We start from the raw sequence: 12,003 nt of genomic DNA on the forward strand, positions 1-12,003 counted from the left end.
AAGATGAAGCCACTCTTGAAGTACCTTGCCCCTCGAAAAGGTTATATACGAAGGTATTCAACTAATGGCCTCTCACTGCGGTGTTGCAGTATCTGAGCTCCAATACAAAAAGTTTAACTTTGCCGGCTATGAATTGGCCGGTGATCTGCGATTGCCGCGAGGCGCCGAAAGCCTGGTCGTTCTCGTCCATGCCAGTGGCGGCGGTCATTCGAACCCGCGTAACCATTTTATCGCGGAGTACCTGGCGCGCCACGGGATGGGCACCTTGGTGATCGACCTGCTGACAAGGACAGAGCAGCGCTGGGATAACCTGACCGGTGTGCTGCGTTTTGATATTGCATTGCTCGCCGATCGACTGGTCAAGGTCATCGACGCGATCGCCCGAGACGCTGAATTACGCCGTCTTGCCATGGGCTTGTTCGGTGCCAGTACGGGCGCCGCCGCCGTGCTGGTCGCCGCGGCTCACGTGGGCGGTGTGCGGGCGGTGGTCTGTCGAGGCGGGCGCACCGATCTGGCCGCCCAGGCGTTGTGCGAGGTCAAAGCGCCGACGTTGCAAGTGGTGGGCGCGGAAGACCCGATGATCCTGCGCTTGAATGTGCGGACCAGTCGGGCGTTGCACTGCACGCAAAGCCTGGAGGTCGTCAAAGGCGCGACGCACCTTTTCAAAGAGCCGGGCACACTGGCGGACGTAGCCAGGCTGACCGGCGATTGGTTCGAAAAGTACCTGCACAAGGAACCTTTGCCCAGCGAGCCGCTGCCCGGAATCAATGGCAAGGTTTCATCTTCTTAGCGCGGGCCTGTACAGCCCAACCCGTCATGGAGCGAACATGCATTTCTTAGCCTTGGCGGTCGACTATGACGGAACCATTGCCGAAAACGGCAATGTTCCCGAACACGTCTGTACAGCGCTTGCCAGCCTCAAGGCCAGCGGTCGCAAGTTGCTGTTGATTACCGGCAGGGAGTTGCAGGCGCTCAAGCATCATTTTACCCAGCTCGATCTGTTTGACCTGGTGGTCGTGGAGAATGGCGCGCTCCTGTACGACCCGCGCACTGACACCGAGGAACTCATCGCCGATTCGGCCTCGACCGCACTGGTGGAGCGCCTGCGCGACAAAGGGGTTTCATCCTTGTCCGTCGGCAGGTCCGTTATCGCTACCTGGCATCCGTTCGAGGACGCGGTGATCAGCTCGATTCGCGAGCTGGGCCTGGAGCTGCAGATGACGTTCAACAAGGACGCGATCATGGTCCTGCCAACGGGGGTGAACAAGGCCTCGGGGCTGAGTGCCGCGTTGCTGAGGCTGGGCATCTGCGAACTGAACGTGGTCGGCGTGGGCGACGCCGAAAATGACCACGCGTTTCTCGCGATCTGCGGTTGTGCGGCGGCGGTGAACAACGCGATCGACTCAATCAAGGCCCGTGCGGACATCTGCCTGAGCCAGGATCACGGGCGCGGGGTCTGCGAGCTGATAGACATGCTGCTGCAAAAGGACGCCGCGCTGGTGCCGGTCGAGCGTATCGGCGTGCAACTGGGGCGAACCGCCGATGCACGCAAGGTGTGGTTGCCGCCGGAATCGGTGCTGCTGGTGATCGGCAATTCAGGCTCCGGCAAGTCGAGCTACGTGACCTGGCTGACAGAACGCATGGTCGAGGCCCACCAGGGCTTCTGCATCATTGATCCGGAAGGCGACTATCTGTCGCTGGACGGTGCGGTCACGGTCGGTGGCCTGACCACTCCGCCGACAACCGAAGAGTCGCTGCATCACCTGTTACAGGCACGGCTTAACGTGGTGGTGAGCACCCTGGCCCTGGACCCAGCCGCCCGCGTGCAGTTGTTCGGCGAATTACTGCCGTTTATCCAGCAGCTACGCAGCAGCACCGGCCGCCCGTACTGGATGGTCGTGGACGAGGCCCACTACATGCTGCCCCATTGCGCTGCGTGGCCTCCGGGGTTTCTGGCGAATATGGGGGCGATCATCGTTGCCCTGGACTTCGATCAGGTCTGCCCGTCGCTGCTGGACGCGGTAGACGTGCTGGTGACCCTGGGCAGCACCGCCCGCGAACTGGTCCAACGCTACGCCCAGCATACGCAGCGACGCTGCCCCGAATTCCCGGCGCGCTCATCCGCGCCCGACTATTTCTGTCTGTGGGACGTTCGTCATGGCGGCGACGTGGTGCTGATGGCGCAGCAGCAACCCGAGCAGAAACATCATCGCCACAGCGGCAAGTATGCGGTCGGGGATGTGGGCGCCTGGCATGCATTCTACTTTCCCAGCCTTGACCAGCGCGCCTCGAACCTTGCGGAGTTTTTGTCTTCGCTTGCGCGCCTGGACGATCCCGCGTTCCGCCAACACCGCGAGGCCGGGGACTTTTCCAACTGGTTTCGCGAGGTGATCCGCGACGACGTGCTGGCCAACGAAACCCGTCTGCTTGAAAACGATGCGTCTGTACCGCTGCGGGATGCCCAGGAACAGATCGCGCACCTGGTGCAATCGCGCTATCACTTGGAACCGCAGTGAATGGTCGGGCGGCGTGCGCGTCTACAGTTCCAGCTCGTGAACGATGCGATCAAAATCCCGGCCCAGATAGGCCGAGGTAAAACCCGATTGCTTGTACAAGCCATGAATCGGGTAATCGGTCGACAGGTCCGTCGAGCACATTTTGCGAAACCCCTCACGCTTGGCGGCATCGATCAGATGCCCCAGCAATAAACGGCCCAGGCCCCTGCGCAGCCACGGGTCGGCGACGGCGACCGCGCAATCGCACTGTTCGTCCTGATCGGTGGCACGCCGGTAGCGGCTGACACCGATTACCTGCAACTCGCCGTCATGGTGGATCAAGGCCAGGTAGCCGCGGCTGATCTGCGCCGACTCGCTCAGCAGTGTATCGATTGCGCTCGCATCGACATGGGTCACCGCGCCCAAAAACCGGAAGCGCAACGACAGCGGCGACAACCGCTGGAAAAAATGCAGCAGGCCCAGGTGATCGTGCGTCGACAACGGACGGATAAGCACATGCGTTCCGTCGTGCAGTTTTTCCAGCCAATGCTCGGCGGGCGAGGTTTTATCCATCTCGGCAATCAGAGCAGCGGTGTGTTGATTAGCTAGCATGGGGGGCTCCAGCGCACAGTGGGGTCGAAGAACGGCCCTGTTCACACTGAGGGGGATGCGCGGCAGGCGTATTGATCAAGGTCAGAAAGCGTGATGCGGACTAACAGACCGTCCAGGGGCAGGTTGACCTGGATCAAACGGCCCCGCGCAGGCCGCGCCAGAATCGGACTCTCTGCTGATTCGCTCAGGGGCACGGCATGCCTGTCAAACCGCCCACTGCTGGTTTCATCGATCCGGCTGTACCTGAAGAGGAACAGCATTACAGCCGTTCCGCGCTGTGGCTGACGTGGCTGCTCGGCGCCGCGATGTTTGCGACAGTGGTCGGCGTGGCGCTGCAATTCACCGACGTCGAATCCTTCACACGCTTGCTGACCCAGGCAGAGCCGCTGTGGCTGGTCGGCGCCCTGGCGTTGCAAGTCCTGACGTATATGGCGCAAGGGCAGGTCTTTCGGGTGGTGCTCAGGGCCGGGACGCAGCCGCTTTCACTCTGGGAGGCAGGCAAACTCAGCGTGATGAAGCTGTTTGTCGATCAGGCCCTGCCGTCCTCCGGCATCAGCGGCGCCTTTGCGGTCGTGGCCTCCTTCGTCCGCCTCGGGTTCGCAAAACCGCTGGTGCTGGCGAGCCTGGTGCTGGATTTGTCCGGGTATTTCCTGGCCTATGCAGTGTCGGTCGGCGTGGCGTTACCGGTGGTGATCTTCCAGGGCCATGCCACGCCTGCGGTGGTGACGGCGTGCCTGGTGTTCGTTGCCGTCAGCCTGTTGCTGGCAGTGGTCACGCCAAGGCTGGCCGGCAATCGGCGCCTGGTCGCGCATTTGCCGGGGCGACATTTTCCGATTGTCGCCAGAATCGCGTCATTGCTCACCGGGGCCGACAAGCAACTGGTGCGTAGCCAAGGGTTACTCTGGCGCATTACCTTGCTGGAATTGGTGATCATTGTGCTCGACAGCGCCACATTGTGGGTGCTGGTGCGCGCGCTGGGTGTGTCCGCGCCGCCGTTGGGGCTGTTTGCCGGTTTTATGCTGGCCAGCGTGCTGCGCAGTATCGGCATTGTGCCGGGCGGGCTCGGCGCCTTTGAAGCGGCGGCGGTGGTCACGCTGCATTGGGTGGGGGTGAACATTGCGGTGGCGCTTTCCGCCACGTTGTTATTCCGCGGGCTGACGTTCTGGTTGCCGATGCTGCCCGGCCTCTGGTTGGCCCATCGTGAGTGGCGATCCAACGTCAAGCCGCCCACCCGCGTGGCAACCGGCGACTATTGGAGCCCGCCAGTCAGCCAGGTGTTCAGCAGCCTGCACAGCACGCCGCAGGGCTTGAGCGAGGCCGACGCCAATGCGCGGGTGCGCAGCGCGCCGGCCACGCCCAAAGACCGACCGCGCGGCCTGGCCCGGCTGGTGCTGGAGCAAATGCGGACGCCCTTGGTGCTGATCCTGATCGTGGGTGCGCTGGTCGCCGTGGTGGTGGGGGACTGGCTGGATGCGGCGATTGTCGGCTGCATCGTGCTGATCAGCGCGGTTCTCAGCGCCTGGTATGAAAATCGCGCCAGTACGGCGGTGGAGCAACTGCGCAGCAAGATCGCGCTGCGCGCCACGGTGCGGCGCGACGGCAAGGCCGTGGACATCGCCGCCAGCGAGGTGGTGCCGGGGGATATCCTGATACTCAGCGCCGGCAGCCTGATCGCGGCCGATGGCCGGATCCTGCAGGCGCTCGATTGCTTCATCGGTGAAGGCCTGCTGACCGGCGAAACCTTCCCGGTGGAAAAATTGCCGGGCGACTGCGCCGCCGATGTCACGCTCGGGCAGCGGCATAATTGCGTGTTCATGGGCACCTCGGTGCGCAGCGGCACCGCCGAGGTGCTGGTCACGCGCTACGCCTCGGACAGTGAAATCGGGCGCATTGCCAAGACCCTGACGCTGCGCCCGCCCGAGACGGAGTTCGAGCGCGGCCTGCGTCGCTTCGGCAGCTTGCTGTTGCGGGTGATGCTGGTGATCACGATTGTGGTGTTCGGCATCAATATCCTGCTGCATCGTCCTGCGCTCGACACCCTGTTGTTTGCCATCGCGTTGTCCATCGGGCTGTCGCCGGAACTGTTGCCGGCGATCCTGAGCATCACGCTGGCCAAAGGCGCGCAACGCATGGCCGCCAAAGGGGTCATCGTGCGTCACCTCAATGCGATTGAAAACCTCGGGGCGATGGACATCCTGTGTACCGACAAGACCGGTACGCTGACCCGCGGCGTCGTCGTGCTGGACGGCGCCATGGATCTGGCGGGCAATGCCGATGCCACGATCCTGCAACTGGCGGTGTTCAACTCCAGCCTGCAGACCGGCATGCGCAACGCCATGGACGATGCGATCACCCTGGCCGGCAAAACCCTGGCGCCATGCCCCGGCGCGAGCAAGCTCGATGAAGTGCCGTATGACTTCGTGCGCAAGCGCCTGAGCGTGGTGGTCGCGAATGCGCCTGAGGCCGCCCGGCTGATGGTGACCAAGGGGGCGCTGGACAATGTGCTTGAGGTTTGCACACAGGTGCGCCGCGGCGAACAGTTGCTGGCGCTGAGCGACACCGAGCGGGCCGCCATCGCGCAGCGTTTCGCCGACTGGAGCGAGCAGGGCTTCAGGGTTTTGGGCCTGGCCACGCGGGTCTTGCCGGACCAGCCGCACTACGGCCGGGATGAAGAAAAGGCCATGACCTTCCGCGGTTTTCTGTTGTTCTTCGACCCGCCGGAGCCGGGGGTGAAAGACACCCTCGCCAACCTCGAGCGCCTGGGTGTGCAAGTCAAGATCATCAGTGGCGACAGCCATCTGGTCGCCCGCCATGTCGGCATGGCCGTGGGTCTGCCCGTAGAGCGCATCATCACCGGCGCCGAGCTGGCGGCCATGAAAGACGAAGCATTGATGCACCTGGCGCCACTGACGACGCTCTTTGCCGAGGTCGACCCCAACCAGAAAGAACGCATCATCCGCGCCCTGCAGAAGACCGGGCACGTTGTCGGCTATATGGGCGATGGCATCAACGATGCCCCGGCGCTGCAAGTCGCCGATATCGGGATCTCGGTGGATAACGCCGCCGACGTGGCCAAGCAGGCCGCGGACTTCGTGTTGCTGGAGCACAACCTCGACGTGTTGCGCGAAGGCATCGAAGAGGGCCGGCATACCTTTGCCAATACCTTGAAGTACATTTCCATCGTCTCCAGCGCCAATTTCGGCAACATGATCAGCATGGCCCTGGCTTCGTTGGTATTGCCGTTCCTGCCGATGCTGGCCAAGCAGATACTGCTCAACAACTTCCTGTCTGATATCCCCTCCATGGGGATCGCCAGCGACAACGTCGACCGCGAATGGGAAAACACCCCGCACCGCTGGAATATCAGGGAAATCCGCAACTTCATGGTGGTGTTCGGGCTGGTCAGTTCGCTGTTCGATGTGCTCACGTTCGCGGCCCTGTACCTGCTGGCGGAAAAGGGCCCGGAAGTGTTTCGCAGCGGCTGGTTCGTCGAATCGCTGCTGACCCAACTGCTGACGATCTTCATCGTGCGAACCTACCGCCCGTTCTACCAAAGCCGCCCGGCCACACTGCTGTTGCTCAGCGCCGCGGCCATCGGCCTGCTGGCCGTCGGGCTACCTTACAGCCCGATCGCGTCCTGGTTCGGCCTGGTGCCCTTGCCACTGCCGATCCTGCTGACAGTGCTGGCAATCAGCCTGGCCTACATGGGCGCGGCGGAATGGGTCAAGCGGCTCTTTTACCGTCGCCAGCGGTTGAGCCGCGCTCGCGCTGCGCCGTAGCGGGGCGTGAGGGGTTACTCGTTACGTGCCCACGTGACGTTCACGCCGTACTGACTATCGCCGTAGCGGTACTGCGCCTTGCCTTTGAATGCGCCTTCCAGTGCATGCGCCAGGCGATTGGCCAGATGAATGCCGGTGGTGGTCACCATCAGGTCGTCCGCCACCTCCGTCACGCGCATGATGCGCTCCAGCGCATGCTCGGCCATTTCGGTTTTTTCGGTGTTTTCGATCAGGTGGATGATTTCATCATGGTGCTTTTGCAAGAAGCCGCCCGATAGCATCAGGGTGCCGGCCGGCATGTTGTCCGCGATGCGGCGGCAGGCCGGGCAGGTGACGGTTTGGGCGTCATGCACCACCGCGTTTTCAGGTCGGTTCCAGGTCCAGTTCCCGGCCTGATACACCGCGTCGCACTGCGGGCACACCGCCGAACCTTCAACCCGCGGCAAGCAATAGGGATCATGGGGCGGCGTTTTGAACAGCTTGTTTTTCTGACTCTGCTGATACTTGTCCATGGTGTTTCTCCTGACGCATCGAGAGGGGCAAACCCGCGTGTTGACGATCGGGTGGATTTCACAGGTTGATTTGGACGCTGTTTCCGCCCGAGCGGGTTGATTTTTGTCAACTCGCAGAGCGCCCGGCGACCGCCGGTGTAAGCGTCGCGGCGGGCGTCGGCAAGGGGTGTGAGTTTGTTGATAAAAGTCAACCTCGCCGCAGGCACTTCAGAGAAGCATGCAAGTTCCGTCGACGTGAGAGGAGAGCACCCTGATGGCTCACAGTAAAATCGTGTTTCGCGCGGCTGCCCGCGAGAAGATCCTCAGCGGCGCCACCCAATTGGCGGACGCGGTGCGCGTGACGCTGGGGCCGAAGTCCAAGTCGGTGTTGATGCAGAACAAGTGGGGCAACCCGACGGTCTGCAATGACGGCGTCACGATTGCCAAACGCATTGACCTGCAGGACCCCGAGGAGAACCTCGGCGCGCAAATGCTGCGCCAGGCCGCGGAACGCACGGGTGACGCGGTCGGCGACGGGACCAGCACGTCAACGGTGCTGGCCCATGCGATCCTGGCCGACGGCATCCGCAACGTGGTCGCGGGGGCCAGCGCGATCGATCTCAAGCGCGGCCTGGATCGGGGCCTGCAGCTGGTCGTCGAGTCGCTGGCGGCGCAGTCCCGTCCCGTCAGCACGCCCAAGGAAAAAGCCCAGGTGGCGACGCTGTCGGCGCATAACGACGCGGTCATCGGTCAACTGGTGGCCGACGCGCTGGAGAAGGTCGGCGTTGAAGGCGTGGTCAGCGTCGAAGAGTCCAAGACCACCGAAACGGTGGTCGAGGTCATGGAGGGCATGCGTTTTGACCGGGGTTATGTCTCACCTTATTTCGTCACCGACACCGAGAAAATGCAGGTCGAACTCGACGATGCCTGCCTGCTGCTCTGTGACCACAAGATCGGCGCACTCAAAGACTTGCTGCCGTTGTTGGAACAGGTCGCCAAAAGCGGTCAGCCCCTGGTGTTGATCGCAGATGACATCGAAGGCGAAGCGTTGACCACGCTGGTGGTCAACCACATCCGCGGCGTGCTCAAGGCCGTGGCGATCAAGGCCCCGGGCTTTGGCGACCGGCGCAAGGACATGCTGCAGGACATGGCCGTATTGACCGGCGCCACGGTGGTCTCCAACGAACTGGGGATCAGCCTCGAACAGGTCGACCTGCAGCAGTTGGGGCGGGCCCATCGGGTGGTGGTGTCGAAGGACAGCACTTCGCTGATCGGCGGCGCCGGTACACGCGCAGCGATCGACGCACGCCTGCAGCAGATCCGCGGGCAAATGGCGGCTACCACCAGCGATTACGACCGTGAAAAGCTGCAGGAGCGGCTGGCCAGGCTGTCCGGCGGCGTCGCGGTGATCCGGGTCGGCGCGCCGTCCGAAGCCGAAATGAAAGCGCGCAAGGACGCCCTGGATGACGCGATCTCGGCGACCCGCGCGGCGATCACCGAAGGGATTGTCCCCGGCGGCGGCCTCGCGCTGCTTAAAGCTGTGCCGCTGATCGCCGCCGAGGAAGCCCGGCAGGAGGGCGATGTCCGCACCGGCCTGCAGATACTGCGTCGGGCATTGGAAGCACCGGCGCGGCGCATTGCGGAAAACTCTGCGGTGGACGCCGGCGTGGTCGTTGCGCGCATGCTGGCGGAGCCGGGCAACATTGGCTTTGATGCGTCCGCCAATACCTATGTCGACATGTACGAAGCCGGCATCATCGATCCGACCAAAGTCGTGCGTATTGCCCTGGAAAATGCAGTTTCCGTCGCCAGTATCCTGCTGCTGACCGAAGCGACCATTACCGATATCCCAGAAAAAGAACCGCCAGCCCAACCGTCGTTCCCTGAAGGTTGAGCGCCTGCTCGCGCCTTGCTTCGATTTGAATCGCCCTGATGGAGGCATGCACCCATGAACGTAACCAAGGCAATCGCCGGCCGGCGCTCGACACGTGACTACACGCCAGAACCGCTCGATGAAAAACTCATTTGTCGCTTGATCGATGCCGCCGCCCAGGCGCCCAGCGCGATGAACCAACAACCGTGGACGTTCACGGTGATCCGCGACCAGGCGCTGCTGGAGCGGGTTTCCCGCGAAGCCAGGGCCTGGATGCTCGCCACCACGCCCGCCGGAACGCACTCCAGCCACTTCCAAGCGTTGCTCAGCGAGGACAGTTTTCAGATTTTCTACCACGCGCCGGTCCTGGTGCTGATCTCGGGCAACGCGCCCAATCAGTGGATTGTCGAAGACTGTGCCCTGGCGGCCGAGAACCTGATGCTCGCGGCGTATGCCGAGGGGCTCGGGACGTGCTGGATCGGTTTCGCCCAGGGCTTTCTGAATACGCCGCAGGGTAAGCAGGCGCTCGGCCTGCCCGCCGAGTGGATGCCCGTGGCACCGATTATCGTGGGGCACCCGAAGTCTGTGCCCGCGCCCATCGTGCATAAGACCCCAGAGATCCATTGGATAGGCTGATGCCCCAGGCAGGGCTACCGTTGATCCAGCGGTTGACCGGTGTCTCGGTTTTCTGACGTGGATCAGATCGCCCGCCAGGCGGGCTCCTATGCTCGGATTGAACCCACGACGTTGAGATGAGCTGAAATGAACAAGCCACGCTTGCTTGGCCAGTGCTTGCTGATCGCGGCAAGTGTTCTGCTGTTACCGTCCACCGGCGCATTTGCCAACCCCGCGATGCCAGGGTTAGGGCTAGGGCCAGGGCAGGGCGGTATGTTCCGTCACGCCTCGAATTTCGATTGGGTCAAGCATACGCAGCAGACCCTGGAAGAACTCAAGGGCAAGCTCAGTCTCAAGCCGGAGCAAATGCCCGCCTGGGAAACCTGGGCCGCAGGCGTCATCGCAGACGCCAATCAGCAAGTGGAAAACGACAACCCAGCCGCTACTGACAAGGCAAATGCCAGACAAGCGCTGAAGGACGAAACAACACCGCAGAGAATGGCCAAAGGCATAGAGCGCCTGCGCACGCAAACCAGCTGGATGCAGGCGCAACTGGTCCGTCTGGGCGCGGCTCAGGCACGCACCCAAACCTTCTACGATGCCCTCGATGCCCAGCAAAAAACCATCTTCGATCTGTTCTGGACGGTGATGCATCACCGCATCGCCGATCAGGACGGTTGGCGAATGCCCATGCACATGCCCATGCACATGGCATGGCCGCAAGGGTGCGGCGGGCTCAACCCGACCAGCCAACCGTAATGCTATTCGCGAGCCTCCTGGGTAAACATCATGAACAGTGACTCAGTAAAACAGTGCGTGCTGACAGGGTTCATCCTGCTGGCTGCCGCCGTTGCATTGCCGGCGCATGCCGGGCCGCATGGCGGTGGGCACGGGGGCGGGCCGGGCTGGTGGGGGTTTGGCTTCGGCCTGGGACTGGGTTGGGAAGCCGCGCGCATCGCCACGCCGTATTACTACCCGACGTATCCGGTTTATTACTATCCCGCCCCGACTTACTACTACCCGGCCAGCCCGCCGACGGTGGTGGTCGAGCCTCAGCCCGTCACGGCCGCGCCATCGGCCTGGTACTACTGCGATTCCGCCAAGGGCTATTACCCGAGCGTACGCCAGTGTCCTGAGGGATGGCGCATGGTTCCCGCGACGCCGCCGCCTGGCCCCATCCGTTAAGACCCCGGACGCGTGGGCTGTTTTTCATTCCTCCCTGGAGCCAGATCATGAGCCAATACCAGTGTTTGTTACTGATCATCAATCCCGCCCTGCGTGACTCCCCGGCAATCGGCCATGCTGCCGCCCTGGCCAAGGCCAGCGGCGCGAGCCTGCATATTGTCGCGCTGGCAGCACCGTTGGATATCTTGTTGCTACTGGCCGAGAACGTGCGTGAAAAGGCCCGGGCCAGCTACCTCGAGGACCACCGCGACTGGCTGAACGCCCAAACCAAGAACCTCCACGCCCTGGGGCTCAACGTGACCGCCCAGGTGACCTGGGCCACCAACCTCAAGCAAGACATCCTGGATTACGTCACCGAGACGCAGCCCGATCTGTTGATCAAACAGGTTCAGCAAGAGTCCGCGTTCAAGCGCGCGTTCTTCACCCCGCTGGACTGGCAGTTGCTGCGCGAGTGTCCGATTCCGGTCTATCTGGTCGGCGGTGGTGGGCATGCCTTGCCGCGCATCGTCGTGGCAGCGGTTGACGTGTCGAATGTTCAACCGGCCAACAGCGCGTTGAACCAGCGCATCATTGAGCAGGCCACCAGCCTGGCGCTGCAATGCGATGCCGAGCTGCACCTGCTGTATGCCTGCGACATGTCGACGATCTACATGGCTGACATGGGCGGTATGGCCCTGTCCAATCTCAGTAAGGACCTGGCGAGCAAGGAGGAAAAAACCTTCCTCGAACTGGCGCGAGACTATGGCGTGCCTTCCGATCGTCATCACTTCGTTTTGGGCAATCCGGTTGCGGTGTTGAGTCAATTCGCCAAGGAACACCAGGTGGATGTGATCGTGATGGGCCGGGTCCAGTATCACGGCATCGAGAAGCTGCTGGGCAGTACCACCGAACACATTCTCTATCAGGTGCCTTGCGGCGTACTGGCGGTCTAGCGCGGCAAAGGCGGTGTGCAA

General features: G+C 62.6%; 10 protein-coding genes. 8 read left to right on the forward strand and 2 right to left on the reverse strand.

Annotated elements, in window-relative coordinates; all coding sequences use genetic code 11:
- Positions 1-64: 64 nt before the first annotated feature.
- The gene (locus tag PverR02_RS15315) at positions 65-790 is read left to right on the forward strand and encodes a dienelactone hydrolase family protein (RefSeq protein ID WP_046383389.1); all 726 of its coding nucleotides are present in this window, start codon (positions 65-67) and stop codon (positions 788-790) included.
- Between the two features lie 37 nt (positions 791-827).
- Positions 828-2,516, forward strand: a complete 1,689-nt coding sequence (locus PverR02_RS15320; RefSeq protein WP_079443766.1) for an HAD family hydrolase — start codon at positions 828-830, stop codon at positions 2,514-2,516.
- Positions 2,517-2,537: 21 nt separating this feature from the next.
- On the opposite strand, the gene PverR02_RS15325 is transcribed toward PverR02_RS15320, so the two are convergent.
- Positions 2,538-3,107 carry a GNAT family N-acetyltransferase gene (locus PverR02_RS15325; protein ID WP_079443767.1) on the reverse strand — a complete coding sequence of 190 codons (570 nt, stop codon included), beginning with the start codon at positions 3,105-3,107 and terminating at the stop codon, positions 2,538-2,540.
- A gap of 197 nt (positions 3,108-3,304) precedes the next feature.
- Between PverR02_RS15325 and mgtA the strand changes: the two genes are divergently transcribed.
- Positions 3,305-6,886, forward strand: a complete 3,582-nt coding sequence (gene mgtA / locus PverR02_RS15330) for a magnesium-translocating P-type ATPase (protein WP_079443768.1) — start codon at positions 3,305-3,307, stop codon at positions 6,884-6,886.
- 14 nt (positions 6,887-6,900) lie between these two features.
- Here the strand turns inward: mgtA and PverR02_RS15335 are convergent, their stop codons facing one another.
- Positions 6,901-7,398, reverse strand: a complete 498-nt coding sequence (locus PverR02_RS15335; protein WP_017845773.1) for a BCAM0308 family protein — start codon at positions 7,396-7,398, stop codon at positions 6,901-6,903.
- A gap of 253 nt (positions 7,399-7,651) precedes the next feature.
- On the opposite strand from PverR02_RS15335, the gene groL reads away from it, so the two are divergent.
- The 5 genes from groL to PverR02_RS15360 all read left to right on the forward strand — a co-directional run bounded on the left by groL (position 7,652) and on the right by PverR02_RS15360 (position 11,982).
- The gene (gene groL, locus PverR02_RS15340; protein ID WP_057004093.1) at positions 7,652-9,271 is read left to right on the forward strand and encodes a chaperonin GroEL; all 1,620 of its coding nucleotides are present in this window, start codon (positions 7,652-7,654) and stop codon (positions 9,269-9,271) included.
- A 54-nt stretch (positions 9,272-9,325) separates the two neighbouring features.
- On the forward strand, positions 9,326-9,886 hold the full coding sequence (locus PverR02_RS15345) for a nitroreductase family protein (protein WP_057004094.1): 561 nt from the start codon (positions 9,326-9,328) through the stop codon (positions 9,884-9,886).
- Positions 9,887-10,012: 126 nt separating this feature from the next.
- Positions 10,013-10,624 (forward strand): Spy/CpxP family protein refolding chaperone, encoded by a 612-nt coding sequence (locus PverR02_RS15350; RefSeq protein ID WP_079443769.1) that lies wholly within the window; start codon positions 10,013-10,015, stop codon positions 10,622-10,624.
- A gap of 30 nt (positions 10,625-10,654) precedes the next feature.
- Complete coding sequence (locus tag PverR02_RS15355; RefSeq protein ID WP_174630477.1) at positions 10,655-11,050, forward strand: hypothetical protein; 396 nt, start codon at positions 10,655-10,657, stop codon at positions 11,048-11,050.
- Between the two features lie 47 nt (positions 11,051-11,097).
- Complete coding sequence (locus PverR02_RS15360; protein ID WP_017845778.1) at positions 11,098-11,982, forward strand: universal stress protein; 885 nt, start codon at positions 11,098-11,100, stop codon at positions 11,980-11,982.
- Positions 11,983-12,003: the final 21 nt, after the last annotated feature.

It is taken from the genome of Pseudomonas veronii (genome assembly GCF_002028325.1).
Taxonomy (GTDB): Bacteria; Pseudomonadota; Gammaproteobacteria; order Pseudomonadales; family Pseudomonadaceae; genus Aquipseudomonas; species Aquipseudomonas veronii.